The organism is Sporosarcina sp. 6E9, assembly GCF_017921835.1.
Lineage (GTDB): Bacteria > Bacillota > Bacilli > Bacillales_A > Planococcaceae > Sporosarcina.
Window position 1 is genome coordinate 1,300,478 of sequence record NZ_JAGEMN010000001.1, and the last position, 24,127, is coordinate 1,324,604.

Sequence of the window (24,127 nt, forward strand, 5' to 3'; positions counted from 1 at the left end):
TAGTACCCCCTATTGTCCTGAATACACAGGTTTTCTTTTTTCCATAAATGCGGCAACACCTTCTCGGTGATCTTTTGTCAGGCCAGCTAGGCGTTGACCTTGCGCTTCTTGTTCTAAATAGTCGTCAAAGGACATTAATGTCGTTGCTCTTAATGAACGCTTAATGATTCCAATGGCTTTTGTAGGCATTGAAGCAAGACGCGTGGCAAATTCAGACACATCTTCATGCCATGTATCCATTGGTATTTTCCGCGTCGCCAATCCGATAGCCACTGCATCTTCAGCCGAAACTTTTTCACCCAAGATAGCTAGTTCTGCCGCTTTAGCATGACCTACCAACTGTGTTAGGTAATATAGATTGCCCGAATCCGGAATGAGCCCCACGTGAATGAAAGCATTAATAAAACTAGCTTTTTCTGAAACTAAACGAAAATCGCAAGCAAGCGCTAAACTAAATCCAGCCCCAGCAGCTACTCCGTTGACAGCAGCAATGATTGGTTTTTCACAGTTGCGTAGTTGTTTAATCATCGGGCCGTAGTGGTCTCTAAGCACTTGCCCATGATCCATATTATCGTCGACTTCTGATAAATCCTGACCGGAACAAAATGCCCGTCCTTCACCTGTAATGACAAGGCAACGAACTTCATCATTAAAAGTAGCTTTTTTTACTGCATCTTTAATTTCTCGGTTCATTTGCGCTATGAATGCATTCAGCTTATCTGGTCGATTTAAATAAACCCAAGCAACTCCATCAGTTACGTCATAACGAATTGTCTCGAACATTTGGCACCCCCTTATTTCCCATGGTAATCCGGTTTTCTTTTTTCAATGAATGCATTCATGCCCTCTTTTTGATCTTCGGAACCAAACAACAAGTAAAAATTTTTCCGTTCATATTGCATGCCTTCATATAATGGATAATCCACTGCTTTATTGACAGAGTCTTTGATAAGCCTCAGTGATAGAGGCGGTTGTTTTGCAAGTTTCGCCGCGAACTTCATCGTTTCCTCCATTAATAATTCAGGCGTGACGATCTTGTTAATGATTCCATGAGCTAAAGCCATTTCCGCTGAGATGCGCTCACCTGTCCACAACCACTCCAACGCCTTTGTGCGACCAACCAATTTAGTTAATCTTTGGGTCCCTCCTGCACCCGGCATAACCCCAAGTCCTACTTCTGGAAATGCAAACTCTGTTCCACTAGCCGTGATTAATAGATCACAACTAAGCGCAAGCTCGAATCCTCCGCCAAATACAAACCCTTTTACAACACCGATAATGGGCTTTTTAATTAATGCCAATCGATCCCAATCCGCGAATTGGTTAAGAAGTTCTAAACTAATGGGATTGTCACTAGTCATTTCATCGATATCGGCCCCAGCCGAAAAGGCACGCCCTTTACCAGTCAACACAATAACGCGGACATTATTATCACGGTCATATCCTTCCATCGCCGTAACAATTTCACTGACCATTTTACGGTTCAATGAATTTAATTGCCGCGGCCGATTGAGTTCGATGACTGCCAAATTATCGACGATAGAAGTTTCAATGTACTCAAAACCACTCATTTTGCATCTTCACCAATCATTAACGTGACTAAATCACCTGCAAATCCCATTAAGTCTTTGCCTGAAGCTTTTCCTTCCGGGGAACGCAAACCAGAATTCAACGAATCCATATCGTCATAAAACATTTCACACATCAGGTAGTATTTTCCCTCTCCACCCATAGGAGACCCCGTCATTTTTGTCACTTTCATTTCACGAAGGCCCGGAATCTTTTCTGTTAACGGACCATGTACATTGAAATAATGCTCGTCAAATGCCCCTTTGTTTTCAGGGTGTTTATACAACGCGATTAATTTAGCCATTTTATCTCTCCTCACATTAGTGTAGACACGGGTTTCATTGCCTCGAAAACGTTTTTACAAGACTTGCAATAGAGAATGCTTCTGCATGCTGTAGGTCCAAAAATATTTTCCATTGTCACATAAGTCGAGCCACAATAGGCACAATCCACATGCCATGAACCATCTTCTTTGAAATGCCGTGGGGGTGGTGAAATTCCAAACTTCCGTAAATTCACATGGCCTTGCTCAGTAATACGATCCGATGTCCATGGTGGGTGAAAAACAAATTCTACTTCGACATCCACTACTTCCGATAATTCTTTCACTGCATTAACAGTATTTTTTTTAATAATTTCAAGTGCCGGACAACCTAAAAAAGTTGGTAGTAAAACAACTTTAACGTTATTTCCATCGGTCGTGACTGTTTCTACCATACCAAGATCGACGATACTTACCGAATCAATCTCAGGGTCTTTAACATGCATGAGTACCTCAATCACTCTTTCTGTTGAAATTTCAATCGAAGTTTCCAATAAAACCGCCTCATTTCATATACCGATCACCAAACAGCTACAGGATCAACCATATATACTTCCGAAAGTGTTCGAAGCGCTTGATCCAAATCCTTTGTGTGCTCTCCATTTCGACCATTTATTTTTGGAGTCGGAACTGTGGGTAAAGTCTTTTGAAGCTGGGTAAAAACGGGTTCAAGACTCATTGACCAGTTTTTCAGAAGTACCTCTTCAGATTCTATTAAATGATGACTTTCAATTAATTGTTTAGACGCACCAAATGAAAACATATCCCCGAAATCATTCATTACGAGCGTTACCGCATCGTTCATTTTCTTTTTAGCTACATCTGTCGAGCCCATTAGCTGTTTAAACCATGTTTCCCAGTGCAGTCTATGATAATAAAGTTCCATTCTAACTTTTATCGCTACTTCTGCCAGTGGCGCATGCGAACTTTTACAAAGCGAATCGACTTTCACTTTTTTCGCTTGTGTGTAAAAGTAACTTCTAACAACTGCATACGCCCAGTCATATAAAGGGGTTTCCATATATACCCCTTCGCCATTTGCACGCTCCGTTAAAACGCTGTTTCTTCTATCACTGGCAGGACGTGCGTGTGCTAAATCATCAGCATTACCCGCGCCCAATTCTTCAAGCAGTTGATAATACATCGCTGCATGCCCCATGCTGTCCTGGCTAATCGAGGAGGAAGCTACATCTTCTTCTATATGCGGGGCGAGGCCAAGCCATTCTGAACCGCGAAAAGCGTACATCAAATCATCGTCTGCGAGCTGAAACAAAAGACTCGTTAATGCATCTTTATAGTCCGCACACTTGGTGGTTTCAGCGTTACTCATTTTCTTTTCCCTCCCCATGACAGTATTTCTTTTTCGTCTAATATTTCTTGTTCGTACTTGCGCCATTTTTTTCTTAAATAACCATAACCTTTTGTCATGCGGTAATCTTTGTTATCTAAACGGCTGAGCGATAATTTTTCATCGGAATTCATTTTTCTAATGTGTTTACGATTTACAATCCAAATATCAACGACTGCTTCACGTCTCATAAAATTCTCTTGCGCCAATACGAGTGCCATATCTTCATTAGGCGCTAGTAAGCTAAATTGGTATTGGAACGGTGAACTATGTGTTCGTTTACTAAAAATTTCATACTCCTGATAAAAAGATTGCTCTTCAGCCATTTCTGATTGTCTCCTTTCTTAACTGACAGTTGCTCTCAGTGCATCGCGCACCCATGCATTATTTTCATAAGAAGTCCGACGCAAATTGAGCCTGGCCTCCGATCTAGGTCCATTATTTCGAATTATCTTCAAAAACTCGCTCCAATCAGGTTGTTGATAGGACCACAAGTTAGCTTTTTCATCAAAATGAATCGTTGAATCCGGAATCGTCAATCCAAGCGATAAAATTCGTGGAATGTATTTATCAAAAAACAATTGTCTGAATTCCTCATTTGTCTTGGTGCGTATTTTATATTTAATCGTTAAATCTTGTTTTGATGAGCCTGTCGTTTCTTTACTTGCAGGTCCAAAAAACATTAATAATGCTTCCCACCAACGATTCAAAGCTTCTTGAATCATTTCTTTTTGCTCGGCGGTTCCTTCTACTAATGCGAGAATGATAGATTCACCGTGTTGTGCATGAAACACTTCCTCAGCACAAATACGCTTCAAAGCCCTTGCGTACGGTCCATAAGAAGCTCTTAGCATATCTGTTTGTGTAATAATTGCCGCCCCGTCAACGAGCCAGCCAATAATCCCGGCATCCGCCCATGTTTTTGTTTCCATATGGAAGACATTATGAAACTTTAAATCGCCGTTAAACAAATCCTGCATTAAATCTCCGCGATTTTTACCATAGGGTGCAAGAAGATCTTCTGTTACCCGAAGTAGTAATTGACCATGCCCCATTTCATCCTGTACTTTCGCCATGATTCCTAATTTCCGATAAAGTGATGGCGCCCTAGGTACCCACTCCTTTTCCGGAAGTGCCCCCATGATTTCACTCATCCCGTGCATGGATATTAACTTGATCAACGTCAATCTATACTCATCCGGCATCCAGTCATCCGCTTCTATCTTCTCATCCGCTTCTATTCGCGCCATAAAATGCGCTAATCGTTCATCATCGGCAGTATTTAGCATACTCGTCAAACTAGATTCCCCCCTTCGATTATCGTATGCACCTAAACTAATCCGTATAACACTTTTATAACGTCAGTATATATTACAGTAATACCAATTGCAAGTTAATTCAGATAATGATTGGTTTTTTGGGGAAGTCGTTGCGGGGGTGTTTTAGTCGTTTGCGAGAATGCTTTGGTCGTTTGGGTAGCTGCTATGGTCTTTTAGACGCGTCTTTAGTCACTTCATCGCTTACTATAGTCGTTTGAACGGCGGCTATAGTCGTTTGAGCTATTTCAGCATAAAAAAACCGATACCAAGCGAATTTCATCGCTCATATCGGGTTCGTTCATTATAGTATTTAACTAGGTCTGGATATTTTTGCACTTCAGAAATTCCAGTTTCGTTTATTGTGTAAATTCCTCTGCCGACCCTGTCAAACCAACCATCATAATTTTTATATAGAATTTGATAGGTTTTTTCACCCGTCCCTATTTCACGTAATGCTTTTGCCGATAACGGACCGTGATGGATCAAACAGCATGCAATGTGAATACAATTTTCCTTATAAGAAGTCATGATTTTCAACTTATTGCTTCCACCTATATTAAAATCACCAGTTCTCCCTTTAATTTCTTCTATTAATCGATTCCGTCTTTTTTTACTTTGCTGCATGCTTTTCTTTCGATCAAATGGCGTTGGATAATGGATGATTCTTAGTTGCTCCCCATCTGTATTGGGTGAAACGATGATTAAACCAACTTCTAACCTTCTTATCAAATAACAAATATCGCGCCATTTTTGGGAACGAAAACTTAGTTTCGGCTTTGGAATAGCAACATACACTTGGTCAGACAACCGCTGCCTCTTTGTCGCTTGCATGACGAGATCCAAGTTTAATCGTAGTTTTAATTCCACAATAATAAGTTCTTCTTCCTTTACCGCAACTACATCACAATCGTTTACTTCGCCGTAAACGTCATATCCTTCTGAAGTAAAATAATCCTTAACTGGTTTATATAGATCAACTTCATATTTCATAGCAAATCAATCCTTTTTGTTTTTAGATCCGAATACAAAAAAGCTACCTAATTCCAGACTATGGAATAACGTAGCTTAATGCTTATTCTAGCTGATATTCAGATTAGGACAAAACTTTTTTACTCAATGGTCTTTTTGAATGATTTTCTATCTGAATCGAGTTTTGAGATATACACTTTGAGGTTTCTAATCGATTCCTTTGTCAATTCCAACTTGCCGTCTTTATGATGTTTCTTCCATTCTTTCACATCTTTACGATACAGTTTTTCTGAAAAACGATAAATATCAATGTCCTTTTTCAAAGCTTCTTCATAAGTCGCCATAATTTCTTTTTCAACCTCTTTTTTTATCTCATTCCGAATTATATCGGTTGTCACATTTTCTCCAATCGTACTGACGGTCGCCCCCAACTTTACTTCAACATCAAACGCCACGTCTCCTAAACTTACGATTGGTTCTATTTTAACCTTTACTTTATCAATCACCATTGTAAAATAATTATCATCATCCAACTTAAAGGTGATTTGCCCTCTATTCGTTTCATTCGACATCCATTGTATTCCTCGTGCTTCTTCTTCAGTGATGAAGCCCCGAAAAGTATTTGGCGTAACGACACCGACCCCTGATAAAACTGTTGCTTTAACTGACTCTTTTGCCGATTTCCAGTTCTCCTCTACCGAAATTAAGGGGATCATCGCTTCATGGCCTGGTTCGTCCAATCCAATCAGTAGATTTCGAATATCTACTGTCTCGACAAAAGATTCCTGCTCAAAGGAGTTCTGTGGGTCACCAAGTTTAGACAACGTAATTGCTTTATTCAGGACAGGTCTTACTAAAAGGACATCTTCGACGGGATCTTTAGTCGAATACACCCAAATATGATAGCGTGTATCTTTGAAACGAATAAAAGTATCGATTACTGGATTCAATCGCCCGTTTTTCATCACTTCTTCAGAGACAACGAGATAAGAAAAATGCCCCCAATAAACCTTTTGATCTATGGAATGGTATAATTCGTGAATTGCCTCATCCATTGTGTCACCACTGGCATGACCTACTTCTGCCTGTTGGACATCACTATTAGGCTGTTCGGTTTTCCCAATGTTAGCAAAGTTAGCGAACTGCATGTATACATCATATTTACCATCCTTATAATCAACCCCGATACCATTGATATATAGCATCCTTTCGGGTTGATTTTCATCCCAACAACCAGAAAGGACGATGGTAAGTAACATGATGACAAGTAATTTTTTATTCATTTTTCATCTTCTTTCCTTCTCGTTTTGTCCGTCGGATTTAACATATTCGGACGTTCTTTGTATTGACTAGAAGGTAAGCGGAAAAGCGTTTCTTTGATGGTTTTCCAGCTTAAATCCGCGTTAATATTCATATAAGGAACTCCGAATATGCGGATGTTCGATAAATAAAGAACTGTACAAAAAACTGAGATAAGGAATCCGAACATCCCGAAAAACGATGTTAGGAGAATGTAAAAAAGGCGTAATATGCTTACTGCTGTCAAAACTGATTGATTGACTACCGTAGATGTTGCAATCATCGAAGTTGCGATGATGACAATCATCGCTGGGCTTGTGATTCCAGCTCGAATGGCGGCGTCTCCAATGATTAGTCCGCCCACGACACCGATTGTTCCGCCAAGTGCAGTAGGAAGACGTAAACCAGCTTCTCGAAACAATTCAAACATGAATATCATGATGAGCATTTCAAGGACTGAAGGTAAGGGGAGCCCCGTATTCGATTGTACGACTGTTGCTAATAATAAATGTGGCAGTTGATCTTGATGATATGTTGTTAAGGCGAGCCAAAATGCTGGTAAGCCTATACCGATGGTCATCCCTACAATACGCAATAATCGCTCAAAGGAACCATATAGGACGGGTGTCTCATTATCCTCAGTTGTTTTTAAAAGTGTAAACAGATTCACAGGTGTAATCATGGCGTAAGCTACCCCGTCAACTAAAATAACAAAGCGTCCGATTGCAAGTGATTGAACCGCATGATCAGCTCGTCCAGTGTAATCAGTTCTTGGGAAAAGCTTTGCACTTTTGTTCACGCTTTCCATCAGCAAATCGCCGCTAACAACGACATCAGTATCGATACTGTTTAACTGTTTCTGAATACTAGCCAAAGTTTTTTTACTTGCAATATCGTCAAAATAAAGAAGAGCAACTGTCGTTTGGGATCGTCTTCCAATTTGAAATTTCTCTACGCAAAATGAGTTCGTCGGGATTCGCTTTCTGATTAAAGCGATATTGATGGAAATATCTTCGATAAAATTATCTCTGGGCCCTCTGACGGGTGCGTTTAAATTTGTATCTTCAGGATTTCGATTCGGTTTTTTTACAATATCACTTGAAATAAGAAGGCCGTCATCTTCAAAGTATATAAGCACATTTCCAGTGTACACCAAAGAACCGATGTCTTTTTTTTCTTCTATCTTTTTCAAACTTGGAATGTGTAATTGTGCGTTGACCACATTTTCTATAGGTTCTTCTTTCAAGTTTCCGATGAATTGTTGAACGCGTGGGACGATGACTTCGTTCAATTGCTGCTGATTAATCATCGCATCGCATGTAATGAAAACGACATGATATTGATTAAACGTATACGATTGAAACTGGACATCCGCGGACTTTCGAAACAGTTTTCTCAAGGAATTGATATCGATTTTATTGTCGGTCGGTTCCACACGGATTCACCATTTTCTGTATAGATTTTATGTGCCAACCTTCTCCACTGATTTCTTTGAAAAGAATGCAACGATGACTAAAAAGAGCGATATTAAAAACAGGAAGCTAAAGGTGATGATTAATAAAGGATCACCTTTAATCATTAAAAATACACGGTCACTCATAAGAGCCAACGGTAAACATATTAAGAAAAAAACGGGAGCGAGTATTTTCCAAATGCGCTTTTTCTTTCCTGTCATTTTCAATAAGTCTGCGACAATGAACAAAATTAGCCCGACTCTTATAAATGCCCCTGTTAACCATTGATAAATCGATAAGAAGTCAAAGTGGTCTATATACCTTCCAATCGTTCCAATCCCCCATTCTTCGTAGGCGGGATACCGTAGTTTCGCAGCTTCGATGGGACCGAACTCTGTAATGGCACCAATCGTAGGTCCCATAGTCAACCCCATTAAAATGAATAACATAACGACAAAATGATACCAACGAATGCGGTCTTTTACTTTATGTTGAATGAATAGAAACAACAGAAGCTCGACAAATCCGGATGCTGGATAGACTGCTGTTTTAAGAATTGGTTGAATGCCATGTTCCAAAAAAGGTTGGAGTAACTCGTAATTTTTAACGCGCAAGTTTGTAAACGCAATAAAAAAACCAAAAATGACGACCCAAAAGAGAACGAGTACGTTAACCATCGCTATCGTTTGTATGTTTGTAGTGACTAGATGGATGCAAAGAACTGTGAAAATAATTAACATAGGAAGCATAGGCGTCGTAGGTAAAAAGGTTGCGATAATCCACTGTAATGTCTCTGCCATTGTAAATGCCGCTAGTATTAGTAAAAATATAACTGTCATGTAAAGGAATATATTAGTAACAACTTTTCCGACTTTCATTTTCAACCAATCTATAATGGGCTGTTGGTTTGATTTCGTGTGGATGTAAAGTAGTAAGAATATCCAAGGTAATATCGCAAATGCAGACAACAAAATAGATATCCATGCATCTCTACCTGCCCCAGTTAACAATGATGGAATGATGGTCACATGATTTTTCAAACCAATCATTGTCATCGACAAGAAAATTACATGTAAAATACTAATCGATCCGCTCTTATTCATACAAAGACCCTCTAACGTTTTTGTATAACTTAGTGTGGACAATAAAAGGTGAGATTATAAGTGCTATTATAAAAGTGACTTGTAAGCAGATTTTAATAGTCTGCACGATATTTTTCTTTTTCATCACTCCTTATCCCCTAGTCCTTTTTTTCACTGTCCGCGTATTTCACAAAAATCAATTTACTTTTTATAAAACTTACAAACCCCCCTCACTGTGAACAATCTATGACTTCAATACACTTTGTGATTAATATCACATTCTCTAATATGTTTTATTCCTATACTAAAGATAGTAAAAGAGTCCTAAAACAAAAAGGAGGCAAGGAAAATGAAAAAAGTATTAGCAGTTGGGTTGTCGGGGATTGTAGTCGCGGTGTTGTTAGCAGGCTGTGGAGATGCTTCAGTTGATATTAGTAAAGAAAATTCAAGTGTAGCTGCAACAACAGGAACTGAAGAAGCCGTTGAAGTATTTGGACCACACAAAGATTTAAATCAAGAACCTGTTCCATTAAAAGTTGAGCGTGTTGGTGAACATGAAGTGAATGTTGAAATGACTGCTCAAATTACGGACATTGAAATTGCTAAAGGGAAAATGTATAAAGCATGGACGTTTAACGGTGAAGCACCTGGCCCATTAGTAGTTGTAAATCAAGGAGACACAATAAACTTCAAATTAGTAAATATCGACCCAGCAATTCCACATAGTATCGATTTGCACGCAGTTCACACTGCACCGTCTAAAAACTTTGCTGATATTATGCCAAATGAAGATGGAACGTTTACGTATCCAGCGAACTTTCCCGGCGTATTCATGTACCACTGTGGCACAGATCCAATCCTTTCCCATATCGCAAACGGTATGCACGGTGTCATTATTGTAAAACCAACAGATGGTTATCCAACAGACAACCTAGTTGATCGGGAATTTGTAATGATTCAAAACGAATGGTACAAATACAATGACCACGATGCTTTTCTAAATTCTGAACCAGAACATGTTGTTCTATCAACTAAAGCTTTGAAAGACGGAGACCGCAACACAAACGGGGATACATTTAGCTTAAAAGACGAGCCTTTAGAAGCTAAAGTTGGAGAAAGAATTCGGTTGTATTTAAATAATATGGGACCCAACGAAGTGAGCTCATTCCATGTTGTCGGAACAATTATGGAAGATGTCTATGTAGATGGCAATCCAGCCAATGTCTTAAAAGGAATGCAGACAATCATGTTACCAGCTAGCGGCGGTGCTGTAGTAGAATTCGTAGTGACTGAAGAAGGAAATTACCCAATCCTAACACACCAATTCAAACACGCAGACAAAGGTGCAATCGCCATATTAAAAGTCACAGCTGAATAAGAATCTACCAAAAGGGCTAGCCTCAGGGGGAGGAAAGCCCTTTAACTATTTAGTCATCCTTAACTTCTTTGTGTCAAACCCCTTAAATTTAACATCTAACTGTAGACTTTTATAGTCGTTAATCTCAAAAGCCTCAGATGCTTTCTTGATCATATCTTCATCGTCCATTTCAGGATCAAGTTCAAGCTCCTCAAATATTTTATCTAGTTTCTCCATTGCAGCATTGCCATGCAAATAAAAATCATCTATTTTATTCTCATACATGGCTTCAGTTTTATCTTTTTTCTCATCATACGTGACTTTCAGTGCTTCTTTCATTTCATTCGTATCGGCAACTACATTCAAAAATGTAAAACCATACTTGCTTCCCAAAGAATCCTTGTCTTTCTCATCTTCACCTTCCGTGACGATATTACGGTTACTACAAGCTGCTAGGACAAAAATTGCACAACATAATACAATAAAGATTCCTTTAAATCTCTTTTTCAACGCACTCATCCCTTCTCAATCATATACCTCATTAATCTAACCGCCCAAGGGATTTGTTATACAAAAATTAAAAAGGGAACATCCCCACTAAAGGCGATGCTCTCCTAATTCGTCACACAAGTTCTTTAAGTTTATCCGTATATATTGCATGCCAATGTTTCCATTCGTCTTCTCTTTGGATTGGCTCCCCGTCCAGCAAAGTGATAATAACGTCTAAACAGACATGCCAACCCGCGAGATCTTTTTTAGTTTGCGCGGTTATTGTCTTCACTTTTTCCAATAATATTAAAGCACATCCTCCGTTTTGGGGATGTAGTTCAAAGCGAATAACATCCCCGAACCAGTCAAACTCCAACACAGAATTTGGTTCATACACCATGATTTCAAGTTTTTCATCCATAAAATCCGGAATATAAAACGTCATAAAACCGCCTTGCCGAAGGTCTCCTGCTCGGAGTTCATTAAACCATTTTTCTAGCTTGTTATTATCCGTGAGCATTGCCCAAACAGCTTCCACTGAATGATTCAAATTTCGTTCCCATTTTACTAAATAACCATTATCAACTTTATTAATATCTGCAATCATCATAGAATCCCCTTTCATTTTTCATTATAAAGCCACTTCTAACACAATCGGACAATGATCACTTCCGAGAACTTCCGCATGGATTTCAGCACTTTTCAGTAAAGGTTGCAGACGATTCGATGCAATAAAATAATCAATCCGCCAGCCAATATTCCGTTCTCTAACCTTGCTCATATAAGACCACCAAGTATACGCGCCTTCTTGTTCGGGATGAAAATATCGGTATGTATCTGTGAATCCTTCAGCCAATAATTGCGTCATTTTTCCACGTTCTTCAACAGTAAATCCAGAATTTCCGATATTCGATTTAACGTTTCGAATATCAATCTCTTCGTGTGCGACATTCAAATCTCCGCATAAAATGACCGGTTTATCTTTGTCTAACATCGTTAAATAATCACGCATCTTCTCTTCCCATTCCAGTCGAAATGGCAATCTTGCTAAACTACGTTGAGCATTTGGGGCATAAACATTCACTAAGTAAAAATCAGAAAACTCTAAGGTCAAAATACGACCTTCCTCTTCTACATTTAAATCGCCTATCCCATATCTAACAGATAACGGTTCAACTTTTGTAAAAACAGCCGTACCGGAATACCCTTTTTTAAGCGCGTAATTCCAATACTGAAAATAACCTTCTAGCTGCAAATCAATTTGCCCTTCTTGCAACTTAATCTCCTGGATAGAAAAGATATCAGCGTCTACTTCTTCAAAATACTCTAAAAACCCTTTTCGTACACAAGCTCTTAATCCATTAACATTCCATGATACTAACTTCATATTTATATGACTCCCTTATACATAGCTATTTCAAAATATGAATCTAGCATACCAAATAGGAGGAAAGATAGTTACCTTCTCCCCTCCTTCCAGCATCATATTTTCCCGTCCAATTCCTTTTCACAGCCAGAATATCCCGATTAAGACGATGGCGCCTAATATGAATTTCCCTATTTGTCCAAATTGTGCTGGGGAAATTATCGGTCTTGGCACTAAAAACTCCAATTCCTGCATCTCTTTTTCCATTTGATCCATTCGGGTTTTCAATGCGACTATCTCCTTTTCTAGAGATTGTTCACGGTTATTTGGTTCATTCATTCGAAATCCTCCTCGTCAAAATGCTATGACTAACTATACGAATAATTGACGATATAGTTTCAAAAAATCATTAAGGCCCTACTTCGTACCCCTCAATCCCTACTAATAATGTCTTTAACATGATCAGTTTGAATTTAGTTCATTATACCAATTTACATTGCAGCATGTCCCATCAATGACCGATACATGCGTGTCACGTTGTGTCACGTTGTATCATCTTACTCCCATATCCTCTTTACATCTGTTAGTACACCATCAACAAATATCAACTTATAGATATCAGGTTTTGACGTACTTGCCCAAAAATCATATCCATAATTCCCATTAAAATAATTCATTATTGCCGTCATTATATTCCCGTGCGTACCAATAACAATACTCTTCCCTTCAAAATCTTTTAATAACAGTTTAATAATGGGTACAGCACGCTGCTGTGCTTGTCTAGTTGTTTCGCCACCCGGTAAACAATAGTCTTTATCCTCGAAAGACTTTTTTATCGCTGGTTCAACTTCTTCCCATGGCAACTTATAATTACCTTTGATTATCCTTTCTTTTAATTCCTCATACAACTCGATTTCTAGGTTTCGTGTCGTAGCTATTGGCTCGATTGTTTGAATTGATCTTGCAAAAGGGCTTGAAACAATTACATCGATTTTTTCACTAAGCATAAGTTTAGCTACTTTTTCAGCATCAAGTTCACCATCTTTTGATAGTTTCCGAGTTCTTTCTTCACCGTGAATGAAAGGTGATTCAGCATGTCGAATCATATAAATATTTGTAGTAATTGATTCCCCCAATATAACTCTCTCCTATTACCAATTACAATCCTAAGTTTTTGGCGATAATGACTTTCATTATTTCATTCGTGCCGGCATATATCGAAGCCACTGGGATATCCCTGTAACGTCTTGCAATCTTATACTCTTCCATATAGCCATAGCCACCATACAATTGCATGCATTCAACCGAAATATCCCGTGCAGTTTCAGTAAGCCAATATTTAGCCATCGAAACCTTGGTGACAACATCTTTTCCAGCAATATGATCTTCGATTAGCGACTCTAAGAATGATTTACCAAGCTCTACTTTTGTCGCCATTTCAGCAATCTTGAATTGTGTATTTTGGAATGAAGATACTGGTTTTCCAAATGCTTTCCGCGATGTAACATAATCGATTGTCATTTCCAGCATATCTTCAGATGCAATTTGAGCACCGATTGCGACAACAAGTCGTTCTTGCTGAAGTTTTTCCATTAGGTAGGAGAATCCTTTCCCCTCTTCACCAAGCAGATTAGCTACAGGGACTCGAGCATCCTCAAAGAATAGTTCAGCAGTATCTTGCGCATGGAGCCCGACTTTATCTAGTTTACGACCTTTTGTGAATCCAGGTGTTCCTTCCTCTACAACAAGCAAGCTAATTCCACGATGTTTCGGCTCCGCTTTTGGATCCGTTTTTACAACAACGAGAAAAAGATTGCCGTTAATCCCATTCGTAATAAAAGTCTTTTGACCATTAACAATATAATGATCCCCATCTCGGATTGCTGTCGTTTGAACATTCGCTAAATCAGAACCTGTACCCGGTTCTGTCATTGCAATCCCGGTAATAACATCAGCCGTAATACATCCAGGTAACCAACGTTTCTTCTGTTCGTCTGATCCAAACGATTCTATATAAGGCACAACGATATCATTATGCAAGCCGACACCGACTAGGCTTGTTCCTACCCGTTCTAACTCTTCATTTATTATGACGCCAAAACTAAAATCTAGGCCGAGTCCACCGTATTCCTCATCTACTTGTGGACAAAGAAAACCCATTTCACCAAGTTTTCTCCAGAATGAAATTGGAATCATTCGTTCTTTCTCCCAATTGTCATAGTACGGTTGCGCCTCTTTTTCTAGAAACTTTCGAAGTGAATCCCTAAACATACTGTGCTCATCTGTTTCAAACCGATATTTACCCATTAAAACCCCTCCTAAAAAGTGTGCAATTACAGGAATGATTGGCTATTCATTCATTAATTATAAACTCAACAAACATAATTCAAGATTACGCCAACTGTGAAGGTTCTGTCAATTATAATTGGAAAATAACGCCACTTCAATAACTGAAATGGCGTTATAAATGTCAGTATTGGAACTGCACCTCTACTGTAGCTTTTATATTTATTTTCCCAGGTTCGATTGGCGTGGTAGCGCTCAATTCATTTGCTGCAAAGCTTCGAAACAAAATGGGTTCTTCTCTCATTGTCTCTACAATTTTAACCGGATGGGGATTAAGTTTCAGGTGAATTGTATTGGCGATAGTTTGCGCTTTTGCCAATGCATTCTTCAATGCTAGACTTAAAGCTTCTTGGTAAGGAATTTGCTCATTTTCAACGGAAAATCTAATATTCGATACCTGATTCACACCATTCCGAACAGCTGTATCAATTATCATCCCCGCTTGTTCAATGTTATTTATTTTCACATCGATGGCATTGATTACTTCATACCCTCTAAAAACTTGACGACCTTCAACATAGTCATATTGCGGGGATATATTATAGGATACAGTTTGTATGTTTTCTCTGGCAATGCCTAATTCAAGAAGCGAATCAATAACTAGATCCATCAACTCAGCGTTTTCCTGTTGCGCTTGACTCAATTGTTTACTTTCCGTTCTTACTTCCAATTGAATTTGAACGATATCAGGTGCAATTGAAAAACTTCCGATTCCAGTAACCGTCATCACTCGCTTTTCATGGCAAGTTAGTTGGCCTGTATTTGGGTTATACATTTATTCCCGCCTTCCAGTTGTACTTCAATATAGTATGCTGACTGTCCGGAAAAAATATTTTAATAGCCTTTATTAATCAATTGCTCTGCCATTTTTATTTTATTATCGTAAAGCTTTTGAGCTAAGATTTCTTTCGCTTCCATAGCAGCATCTAAATAATCGACATCATTAACAGTGGCCACGATGGAAAATTTATACCCGAAAGGGCTTGTATCAATGGAATGCAACCCATATATTTTATACAATTCCACGAATTCACCTGTAAGTTTATCCACTAATAATTTGTCTAACTGCTTCTCATTGAGTTCATCACACACTTCTTGCAAGAGCACTTTGACGACACTAGGATCTTGGTTAAACGAAACAATTATGCTTTCAAAAATACGTCTCTTTTCAACTGAGCCATTGACCATTTTTAGAATCTCACCATTGGAAATCGTCAATAGCTTCCCGTTAATTAATCGTATCTTCACAATTCTGAACCCTAATTCTTCAACTGTCCCGCCATCTGGTTCTCCGTTCACGTGAATAAAATCTCCACGTTTAATCGTACCTTCAAAAATAATAAAAATCCCACTGATTAAATCATTGATTAATTTTTGTGCTCCAAACCCAATAACAGCGGCAATAATTCCCCCAGCCAACACGACTTCCTTTAACCCGCCAACGAACGGTTTAATCGCCGCTATCAGGATAATGATGGCGAATATGTACGTAGACGTATTTTTGACGACACTTTCAATCGTTTCTTTTTTCTTCTCTTCTAAAAGAGTTGTGCGTTTGAATATTTGCCGCAGAATCTTCCTGAAAGCTACAATAATAAGATAGGTAATAACAATGGTTAATGCTAGTGAAATGAAATATGACTTCACACCTGAAAAATCAACCTCAAAAAAATGTTGGACCGAATCAAAAAACTTACTCATCAAAAACAAAACCCTTTTCTATTAATAATAATTTATAATACCATGAATGATTGCGTTTGATAAAGCCACTACTAATTTCTTCTTGTCTCAGCCACTTATGTTACTTTATTCATTCGAATAATTTTCACATAACTGCCTCCTTTCAAATTTTCATTCTTCACGAATCCTTTACATCAATTAATGTAAACCTTTCGCAAACGAGGAGCATATCATCGCTAAATTCAAGTCCAACTGTTTGTAATTCACTTGTAAAGAATTCCTCATGAGCTGATTTCCATGCTTCATAAGGACCTTCGCCCTCAGCAACCGCAAATTCTTCTGTCACTTCATTCATTGGTACAATTGATACTTCAACAATTTTGATCATCGCGACCGGCTGTTCCTTACTGTTTAAGACTATGCTGTATTCGCCAACCATAGGCAATGGCTCATTTTCTATTTCATAAAAAACATGGCCCGAGCATGTTGCAGTTTTCTTTCCCTCAATTACAAGTTGTGCAAGTTCATCTGGTGAAACTCCAAACATCCATGCGCTAAAATGAACTGGTTTCTCCCCGTCCTGCCAATATTCATCCCAATAGCTTTTTGCTGCTTCATTCATGATCAACAATCTCCTTTTTAGCGGTAAATGATTCCATTACTTCAATTTTCGACATAAATGCAGACCATGTCTCTGAAGCTTCATAAGTTAAGGACTCCACAATATGCATAGAGAAGGGACAGGTTGAGTCTATTTCTTTTTCGATTGTTTTGATGCCCGACCTAACAGCATCTTTAAGCTGCTTGGATATGAGTAAATCTAACAAATTCATTTCCGTACGATCCTGTGTACCTATCCAACCTATTTCCCAATTACGAGCATCTACTGGATACATGAAACTATAGGCAATGACTTTGTTTTCGTTTATCACAACATAGCTATTGTCCTCTTTCATATCTTCCATGATGATGCCTTCCCAACTAGCAATTGGAAAATCACCAACAGGATTATCTAAATGGGTTTCTGTATAGGTTCTTTTACATAATTCAAATAGACTAGTCATCAGGATAGGCTCATTACTAATTTCTGAAATCGCTTTAACCTTACGGCCATTCGTTAGTACCTCACATTTTCGCGGTCTAATCAGAATCACTTCCGTTTTTCTAATAAGCCGCATTCCCTTATTTAACAAGACTTCATCCAAACCTTCAAATCGGTTATCAATCAAGAAAAATAACGGTTGAACAATTTGTTCTTTTAACTTATCAATCATTAAGTGAAGCGAACCGTTGTTAACTCGGTTGAAATCGTAAGCAAGTCGGACGTATACACAATGTGGATGCCAAGTTGATTGATGCGTAGTAGCCACTACGACCACCCCACTTTCATCATCGATGGCATATACGCCAGTATTCATCTTGCTGTTCATACTTGATATAAAATTTCGTTCCAAATCCCTATGTTTCGAAAATACCTTTTGAACGAATTGCTTTAATTGGTCGTTACTTTTTCTAATTTGTTTTTGTGTAATTACGCTCATGTCAAACCCCTTCAGTTTTCCTTGATAAATTTATCAATTACGCCTGCAATCAACTTTGATTCCCACGCATGGACATAATGTCCAACATCTAATAACATATACCGACCTCGTTCAAGTTGACCGACATAGTCTGTAAGTAGTTCTTGCCAATTTGATAACGATACAAAAAAAAGATCTTAACAATTCTTTTCAACCTTTTCATTTATCCCATCCTTCCCGAATATCCCACTTCTAGATAAATCATCCCAACCAAATGCTATTTCGCTAAATTCCTGACCATCAATTTCAATTTCAGTCGTATCTATTTTCTTTCCGCCTAGATTTTCATAAAAAAGACATGCAGGATTTTCTTCTAATGCCCAAATGAGCATTGAGTTCAGCTTATGATCTTTCAAATCGTCCACGACTGACTTGAAAAGCTTTTGCCCAAGCCCTTTTCCTTGCTGTCTTTCCAATAGATATATGGCATACAACTCCCCTTTATATGCCTCATACTTTCCTGTACACTCTTTTCCACCAGTCGCAAATCCAACAATTAGGCCGTTCTCATCTTCCGCTATGTACACATGATTTGTTTCAATTCCGTGTTTCCAGATTTGCTCACGGCTCTCGTAGGTAAGATTATTTAAATATGTATCGGGTACAATTCCTTTATATGTCGTTCGCCAACTATCTACATGGACTTTTGCGATTCCTGGGATATCTTTACTATCAGCTTTACGAATAATCATTTCAGTCATTCCTTTCCCGTCGAAGTATGAGCGCTTATTTCGAATTGGGGCGTAGTCACATACAAACGCCCCACTTTCTTTATAAAAATCCTTTACAACGAAATCATATGCGTCGTCTCTGATGTGGAATCATCTAACTTAAAACCATTGGCCAGGTAAAAAGCATCTGCCTTTGAAGATTCAGTTCGGACAGTCATTTCACGAAACGTATCACGTGAATGACGGACAATTTCTTCTAATAGTATAGAACCCACACCTTGCCGCCTTGCATCCGCTGCTACATAAAATCTTTGTAATCGTGCAACATCTTTATCATCAGAAAAAGGTGATTGATTCACCCCACCAATCGCAACAACTTCTCCCGAATCATTCTGAATAAAAAACAAAGCCTCTCCAGGTTTATCAAACGTATTACTGCTATCCTGATAATCATTGACTAGACGAGTTAAAAACCGATACCCTTCTTGTTCGCTTTCCTGCACCAATCGCGATATATCTATCAGATTAATATCTTCCACTTGTTCCACTTTAAATTCCATCTTTTCTTCACCCCCTATATTTAATTTCCATTGTATAGTTATGTTCAATGTATGCTTCGGAATAACCTTCATTCTTAACCAAATAAAAAAATGATCCGCATACGTCAAATACGCAGCGAATCATTTTTGGGGTATCAATTTTGGATGCATTAACTAACATCACCCGTTCTAATATTGACGAAAGTGATTAAAGTTAACTAATCAAATATTTGCAGAACTTTTTGTCAACAACTAATACTGGAAAGCTTGTATGCAACTGTTCAATTTTTATACTTTCAAATCCATTTTTTTCATAAAATCTGTGAGCAGCAACAAATTGTGGGGTTGTTCCCAGATATACTGCATTTACCGATTTTTCTTTTGCCCATCTTAAAGCATTATCCAGCAAGCGGCTTGCAGTTTGATATTTTGGACCTCTATATTCCTTCTTCACAAACATTTTTCTTAATGCCGATTCTTGATTTCCTATATCCAACAGACTAATTGTACCAATTACTGTATTGTCTAGAATTGCTACCCAGAAGTTTCCATTACCCGTCTTATAAAAATCTTCAATCGTTAGTAAGTCAGGTTGATCATCTTTTGTTATGGCAACATTGTACTCTTTTTGCTGAATATCAAGTATCAAATCTATTACTTCATCTTGATATTTAATTGAATACTCTTCCAACACGAGGTGACTACTCACAACTCACACTTCCTTTTATAATAGCTGATTATTTATTCGAACACAGCGTTGATTTACGTGTTCTAATTTACAAACTTTTCTTGGATTAATTTCATAAATAATAACTAAAAGCTTGATACCCATAGTAAAACGATAGTAGCGCTAAAATACTAAACACAAGACCTTCAATCTTGCTCCCAGTTCTTGTTGTCAATGGAAAACGCACTGTCATGCTCAACGGAAAAAATAATTTAATCCCGTTTTTCGTAGCCATATCCAATACATAATGGCTTACCATGCCCGCCAGAACTCCAGCTATTACTGCATCGCTTGGAACAAATGAGTTTAGTAACCACGCGATAATAACTAGAAATAGTATGCTATGCGTAAATGTACGATGCCCAAATAGTGCATTTATGATTTTCGATAAAATCGGTAATTTCTTTCCGATTTTGCTGCCTCCGTGGCAAATATCTGGAAGCAGTGCGCCTATGATTCCTGCCCCAACCATAATAAGTGGATCATGATTTGTAAATTGTGCATAAGCAAGACTTGCTGCAATCCCGCCTATGATATGTGTCTTTCCTGTCATGCTTATTCTCCTTTTATAGTAAAAATCTGTTCTTACTTAGTATAAACGAAATGGATAATAATAGCATTGCAAGGGCGGGGTAAATGAAACCACACGCTATTTATAGTAAAATGTTTCATAACTCATGTGAGGTGAAAATTTTATGGTCCAGCAAGTATTTTTGAACGATGTATCCTTTTCCATCACTGATTTTCATGAAGAATGGGTTAACGATAAAGTCACAGGCAAGAAATTTCGGAAAATCAGTTTTAATTTCAAGGTAACAAGCGAAGAGTATCATGATATCACTACACTGCTCTATCAGATGAACTTCCATGTCAAGGTTCCTGAAAAAGAACTTGAATTTCCTGCAACCATTCATTCCTACTCAACTTCCATCACGAATCTATACAAAGAAAATCAAGTAGGTGATTTCAAACTAGATCTAATAGAACGGTTGTAATTTCGCTTGTTAAGACGCTTGTTTAGTTTACCTATCTTGAATTTGGTACACTATTACTGGTGAATTATTTAAGACGAAGGAGAATAAAGCATGCAAAACTTAAAAGGTAAAACAGCTTTAATAACTGGAGCCGGAAGAGGTATCGGGCGAGCAACAGCAATCGCTTTCGCGAAAGAAGGCATCAACCTTGGACTTGTTGGTCGAACACCCGCTAACTTGGAGAATGTTGTTAAAGAACTTGAAGAATACGATGTTCAGGTGACAATGGCGACTGCTGATGTATCGGATAACGAGTCTGTCATCGCAGCTGTCGATCACATAAAATCTGAACTTGGCTCAATCGATATTTTAATTAATAATGCGGGAATCGGGAAGTTCGCTAAGTTTCTTGAACAATCCCCCGAGGATTTCAAAAATATGATTGATATAAACTTGATGGGCACCTATTACGTTACCAGAGCTGTGCTTCCTGGCATGATTGAACAAAGCTCAGGTGATATTATTAATATTTCATCGACTGCTGGCGAAAGAGGCGGCGCGGTAACTAGCGCGTACAGTGCATCGAAATTTGGACTGCTAGGTCTTACGGAATCTCTTATGCAAGAGGTTCGAAAGCATAATATTCGTGTAACTGCATTGACACCAAGTACGGTTGCTACCGACTTAGCATTTGCTGAAAATCTGACTGACGGAAATCCAGAAAACGTTATGCAACCAGAGGATCTTGCTGAATTGATGGTTGCTCAGTTAAAACTGCACCCACGAGTCTTCATTAAATCTGCTGGATTATGGTCAACAAACCCATAATATTTCACAAAAAAACGCCTTCTAGAAAAATCTAGAAGGCGTTTTTGTGTTTAGTTTTTCGCTCACCTATTAATAATAAGGTGAAATCAAAATATAAACTAGCACACCCGTTAAACTCACATATAACCAAATCGGCATTGTCCAACGCGCGATTTTTCGGTGGCGTTCATTTTCCATATTCCATGCACGTGCAACACTTGTTAGCGCTAAAGGAACAATTGCTGCTGCAAGGATAATATGCGTGATTAATATGAAGTAATAAAATCCTGCGATAAATCCTTCTCCGCCAAAAGGTGTTGATGGCGACAGATAATGAAACATAACATATGAAATCAAGAATAGAAACGTTGTCACGAATGCCGCATAGATAAAACGACGATGCACAGTTACATTTTTCTTTAAAATTGCGATCAGTGCGCCAACTAAAAATAAGAATGTAAAGGTATTAAATATCGCATTCATGAGCGGCAGAATTGTAACATCAAACGCATCAAAATCCTCAGCCCCCGGCATTCCCGATAAAACTCCGATAGCTCCAATTAATATGATTGATAGTGTAATAATTAACGGTCTATAATTACGTTTTTTATTCATAAATACTTTCACTCCACTCTCTCTAATCCTATTAAGAAATTTTATCACAAATGGTTAGTTCCTGCCGTTTTATAAAGAAAGTTCGAAAAGCTGTCAATTCTTTTACCTACACGACTTGAATAGATTAAGAATAAACAATGACTGATATACACAGCATAAGTAAACGAAGTAACTATAAAAAGAAAGGAGTAACGCTGTGGATGCTAGTCCCAAAGTTCCTACACGAATAAACTTTCAATATGTTGTACTATCGCTAATATTATTAGCCTTCTTAGATTCTTTATTCACCGATATCGGTATTCGCCAGAATCATATTCAGGAAGCAAATCCAATTATGAAGGGTCTCTATGATAAAAGCGTAATTGGTTTTTACGCATTTAAAATCAGTCTTCCACTATTTCTTCTATCTTTTCTATCCAAGATACAAACCAAAAAGTATTTAAAAGTATTACTTAGTTTTACCGTTCTCCTTTATATTTTCGTGATTTGCCTCCATCTTTTCTGGATTTCATTGGCAATTAATACTTAAACAATATTGCGTATTGAATATGTAATTTGGGGAATAAATACGGAAATAACAGCCGGAGGATATTATGAAAAAAACAATCCTACTTTCCGTATTATATATTGGTCTTGTCGTTCTTTCCCTTGAATTTATTACGAAACCGTCTCCCGTGAATGAACTACAACGACCCACTATGGTGACAACACATAATGAAAGTCCGAATTTGTTAGATGAAATTCGAACCTATGCCAACAAGAATAATGCCGAACCCATCGATGCAAAACTTGATCGAATTTGGAAAGCAATTCCCGGCTATAATGGATTAACGATTGATGTACAAGAAAGCTATCTGGCAATGTGGGAGAGCAGCACGTTTGATGCTAAAAAACTTGTATTTAAAGAAGTTTCTCCAAAAATTCATTTAACAGATTTGCCACCTTCCCCGATTTATAGAGGCAATCCAGAAAAACCAATGGTGACATTACTGATCAATGTTGCTTGGGGGAACGAATTCATTCCGCAAATATTAAAGACATTGGACGAACATAAGGTGAAAGCAACATTTTTTTTCGATGGCAGCTGGGTGAAAAAGAACCCTGACTTGGCAAAACAAATCTTTAATGAAAATCATGAAATCGGCAACCACGCCTATAGCCATCCCGACCTTAAACATAAATCGCCAAAGGAAACTGAGAACGAGTTAAAAAAGACCAATGATGTAATTGAAGAAACGCTAGGCGTTAAGCCTATATGGTTCGCTCCTCCAAGCGGCAGTTTCAAACAAGAAACAATTACAGTAGCCCGCAATCTGGGTATGATGACAATTCTTTGGACGGCCGATACGGTTGATTGGAGGAATCCTTCGACTGCTGAAATGGTTAAGCGCGTCACTTCCCAGGTCGAAAATGGGACGATGATTTTAATGCATCCGACAAGACCTACGGCAGAAGGTTTGGACAGCATGATTCGGGACATTCAAGAAAAAGGTTATGTCCTCGGAACAGTTTCTGAATTAATGAGTGAGGAACGAATTACGCCCCAATAACAGATAAAACCCTAGAAGCTGAAAACTGCAGTTTCTAGGGTATTTTTTATGAATAGGCCTATTA

At 38.2% G+C, this 24,127-nt stretch carries 31 protein-coding genes; 5 read left to right on the forward strand and 26 right to left on the reverse strand.

Going from position 1 to position 24,127, the window contains the following annotated elements; translation table 11 throughout:
- Positions 1-9: 9 nt before the first annotated feature.
- From J4G36_RS06755 to J4G36_RS06805, 11 genes are all read right to left on the reverse strand, one after another.
- A complete protein-coding gene (locus J4G36_RS06755; protein ID WP_210469273.1) occupies positions 10-783 on the reverse strand; it encodes an enoyl-CoA hydratase-related protein in 774 nt (257 codons plus the stop codon).
- An 11-nt stretch (positions 784-794) separates the two neighbouring features.
- Entirely contained in the window at positions 795-1,571 is a 777-nt protein-coding gene (locus tag J4G36_RS06760; protein ID WP_210469274.1) for an enoyl-CoA hydratase/isomerase family protein, read from the reverse strand.
- Positions 1,568-1,873, reverse strand: a complete 306-nt coding sequence (locus tag J4G36_RS06765; RefSeq protein WP_210469275.1) for an EthD family reductase — start codon at positions 1,871-1,873, stop codon at positions 1,568-1,570. The genes J4G36_RS06760 and J4G36_RS06765 overlap by 4 nt, the downstream gene beginning before the upstream one ends.
- Positions 1,874-1,884: 11 nt before the next feature.
- Entirely contained in the window at positions 1,885-2,385 is a 501-nt protein-coding gene (gene paaD / locus J4G36_RS06770) for a 1,2-phenylacetyl-CoA epoxidase subunit PaaD (RefSeq protein ID WP_210469276.1), read from the reverse strand.
- Between the two features lie 26 nt (positions 2,386-2,411).
- Positions 2,412-3,221, reverse strand: a complete 810-nt coding sequence (gene paaC, locus J4G36_RS06775; RefSeq protein WP_210469277.1) for a 1,2-phenylacetyl-CoA epoxidase subunit PaaC — start codon at positions 3,219-3,221, stop codon at positions 2,412-2,414.
- The gene (paaB, locus tag J4G36_RS06780; RefSeq protein ID WP_210469278.1) at positions 3,218-3,565 is read right to left on the reverse strand and encodes a 1,2-phenylacetyl-CoA epoxidase subunit PaaB; all 348 of its coding nucleotides are present in this window, start codon (positions 3,563-3,565) and stop codon (positions 3,218-3,220) included. The genes paaC and paaB overlap by 4 nt, the downstream gene beginning before the upstream one ends.
- An 18-nt stretch (positions 3,566-3,583) precedes the next feature.
- A complete protein-coding gene (gene paaA / locus J4G36_RS06785) occupies positions 3,584-4,528 on the reverse strand; it encodes a 1,2-phenylacetyl-CoA epoxidase subunit PaaA (protein WP_210470453.1) in 945 nt (314 codons plus the stop codon).
- A gap of 306 nt (positions 4,529-4,834) precedes the next feature.
- Positions 4,835-5,548, reverse strand: a complete 714-nt coding sequence (locus tag J4G36_RS06790; RefSeq protein WP_210469279.1) for a DUF2161 domain-containing phosphodiesterase — start codon at positions 5,546-5,548, stop codon at positions 4,835-4,837.
- A 119-nt stretch (positions 5,549-5,667) separates the two neighbouring features.
- The gene (locus tag J4G36_RS06795; RefSeq protein ID WP_210469280.1) at positions 5,668-6,810 is read right to left on the reverse strand and encodes a Ger(x)C family spore germination protein; all 1,143 of its coding nucleotides are present in this window, start codon (positions 6,808-6,810) and stop codon (positions 5,668-5,670) included.
- Positions 6,807-8,261 (reverse strand): spore germination protein, encoded by a 1,455-nt coding sequence (locus J4G36_RS06800; protein WP_210469281.1) that lies wholly within the window; start codon positions 8,259-8,261, stop codon positions 6,807-6,809. Before J4G36_RS06800 ends, J4G36_RS06795 begins: the two co-directional genes overlap by 4 nt.
- A 27-nt stretch (positions 8,262-8,288) precedes the next feature.
- A complete protein-coding gene (locus J4G36_RS06805) occupies positions 8,289-9,383 on the reverse strand; it encodes a GerAB/ArcD/ProY family transporter (protein ID WP_210469282.1) in 1,095 nt (364 codons plus the stop codon).
- 328 nt (positions 9,384-9,711) lie between these two features.
- Between J4G36_RS06805 and J4G36_RS06810 the strand changes: the two genes are divergently transcribed.
- Positions 9,712-10,740, forward strand: coding sequence for a multicopper oxidase domain-containing protein (locus J4G36_RS06810; protein WP_210469283.1), 1,029 nt, complete (start codon positions 9,712-9,714; stop codon positions 10,738-10,740).
- 45 nt (positions 10,741-10,785) lie between these two features.
- Here the strand turns inward: J4G36_RS06810 and J4G36_RS06815 are convergent, their stop codons facing one another.
- The 14 genes from J4G36_RS06815 to J4G36_RS06880 form a co-directional block, all read right to left on the reverse strand.
- Positions 10,786-11,229, reverse strand: a complete 444-nt coding sequence (locus J4G36_RS06815) for a YusW family protein (RefSeq protein ID WP_210469284.1) — start codon at positions 11,227-11,229, stop codon at positions 10,786-10,788.
- Between the two features lie 112 nt (positions 11,230-11,341).
- Entirely contained in the window at positions 11,342-11,815 is a 474-nt protein-coding gene (locus tag J4G36_RS06820; protein ID WP_210469285.1) for an SRPBCC family protein, read from the reverse strand.
- Between the two features lie 24 nt (positions 11,816-11,839).
- A complete protein-coding gene (locus tag J4G36_RS06825; RefSeq protein WP_210469286.1) occupies positions 11,840-12,595 on the reverse strand; it encodes an exodeoxyribonuclease III in 756 nt (251 codons plus the stop codon).
- A 120-nt stretch (positions 12,596-12,715) separates the two neighbouring features.
- Positions 12,716-12,913 carry a hypothetical protein gene (locus tag J4G36_RS06830; protein ID WP_210469287.1) on the reverse strand — a complete coding sequence of 66 codons (198 nt, stop codon included), beginning with the start codon at positions 12,911-12,913 and terminating at the stop codon, positions 12,716-12,718.
- 218 nt (positions 12,914-13,131) lie between these two features.
- The gene (locus J4G36_RS06835) at positions 13,132-13,710 is read right to left on the reverse strand and encodes a histidine phosphatase family protein (RefSeq protein WP_246880429.1); all 579 of its coding nucleotides are present in this window, start codon (positions 13,708-13,710) and stop codon (positions 13,132-13,134) included.
- Between the two features lie 22 nt (positions 13,711-13,732).
- The gene (locus tag J4G36_RS06840) at positions 13,733-14,881 is read right to left on the reverse strand and encodes an acyl-CoA dehydrogenase family protein (protein WP_210469288.1); all 1,149 of its coding nucleotides are present in this window, start codon (positions 14,879-14,881) and stop codon (positions 13,733-13,735) included.
- Positions 14,882-15,044: 163 nt separating this feature from the next.
- Positions 15,045-15,695, reverse strand: a complete 651-nt coding sequence (locus J4G36_RS06845; RefSeq protein ID WP_210469289.1) for an SIMPL domain-containing protein — start codon at positions 15,693-15,695, stop codon at positions 15,045-15,047.
- 59 nt (positions 15,696-15,754) lie between these two features.
- Entirely contained in the window at positions 15,755-16,621 is an 867-nt protein-coding gene (locus tag J4G36_RS06850) for a mechanosensitive ion channel family protein (protein ID WP_210469290.1), read from the reverse strand.
- Positions 16,622-16,778: 157 nt separating this feature from the next.
- Entirely contained in the window at positions 16,779-17,222 is a 444-nt protein-coding gene (locus J4G36_RS06855; RefSeq protein WP_210469291.1) for an ASCH domain-containing protein, read from the reverse strand.
- On the reverse strand, positions 17,215-18,141 hold the full coding sequence (locus J4G36_RS06860; protein ID WP_210469292.1) for a hypothetical protein: 927 nt from the start codon (positions 18,139-18,141) through the stop codon (positions 17,215-17,217). The genes J4G36_RS06855 and J4G36_RS06860 overlap by 8 nt, the downstream gene beginning before the upstream one ends.
- A 176-nt stretch (positions 18,142-18,317) precedes the next feature.
- Positions 18,318-18,872, reverse strand: a complete 555-nt coding sequence (locus J4G36_RS06865; RefSeq protein WP_210469293.1) for a GNAT family N-acetyltransferase — start codon at positions 18,870-18,872, stop codon at positions 18,318-18,320.
- A gap of 92 nt (positions 18,873-18,964) precedes the next feature.
- Positions 18,965-19,411: a GNAT family N-acetyltransferase gene (locus tag J4G36_RS06870; protein WP_210469294.1), complete on the reverse strand. Its 447-nt coding sequence runs from the start codon at positions 19,409-19,411 to the stop codon at positions 18,965-18,967.
- A 193-nt stretch (positions 19,412-19,604) separates the two neighbouring features.
- On the reverse strand, positions 19,605-20,099 hold the full coding sequence (locus tag J4G36_RS06875; RefSeq protein WP_210469295.1) for a GNAT family N-acetyltransferase: 495 nt from the start codon (positions 20,097-20,099) through the stop codon (positions 19,605-19,607).
- Positions 20,100-20,190: 91 nt separating this feature from the next.
- Positions 20,191-20,670, reverse strand: a complete 480-nt coding sequence (locus J4G36_RS06880) for a metal-dependent hydrolase (RefSeq protein ID WP_210469296.1) — start codon at positions 20,668-20,670, stop codon at positions 20,191-20,193.
- Between the two features lie 142 nt (positions 20,671-20,812).
- Here J4G36_RS06880 and J4G36_RS06885 point away from each other — a divergent pair, with 142 nt between their 5' ends.
- Both J4G36_RS06885 and J4G36_RS06890 read left to right on the forward strand, forming a co-directional pair.
- On the forward strand, positions 20,813-21,112 hold the full coding sequence (locus J4G36_RS06885; protein ID WP_210469297.1) for a DUF3219 family protein: 300 nt from the start codon (positions 20,813-20,815) through the stop codon (positions 21,110-21,112).
- A gap of 90 nt (positions 21,113-21,202) precedes the next feature.
- Positions 21,203-21,919, forward strand: a complete 717-nt coding sequence (locus J4G36_RS06890; RefSeq protein ID WP_210469298.1) for a 3-ketoacyl-ACP reductase — start codon at positions 21,203-21,205, stop codon at positions 21,917-21,919.
- Positions 21,920-21,988: 69 nt separating this feature from the next.
- On the opposite strand, the gene J4G36_RS06895 is transcribed toward J4G36_RS06890, so the two are convergent.
- A complete protein-coding gene (locus tag J4G36_RS06895; RefSeq protein WP_210469299.1) occupies positions 21,989-22,513 on the reverse strand; it encodes a DUF420 domain-containing protein in 525 nt (174 codons plus the stop codon).
- Positions 22,514-22,709: 196 nt separating this feature from the next.
- On the opposite strand from J4G36_RS06895, the gene J4G36_RS18825 reads away from it, so the two are divergent.
- Positions 22,710-23,042 carry a DUF5658 family protein gene (locus tag J4G36_RS18825; protein WP_368668731.1) on the forward strand — a complete coding sequence of 111 codons (333 nt, stop codon included), beginning with the start codon at positions 22,710-22,712 and terminating at the stop codon, positions 23,040-23,042.
- Positions 23,043-23,106: 64 nt separating this feature from the next.
- Entirely contained in the window at positions 23,107-24,063 is a 957-nt protein-coding gene (locus tag J4G36_RS06900; protein WP_210469300.1) for a polysaccharide deacetylase family protein, read from the forward strand.
- The last annotated feature ends 64 nt before the right edge of the window (positions 24,064-24,127 follow it).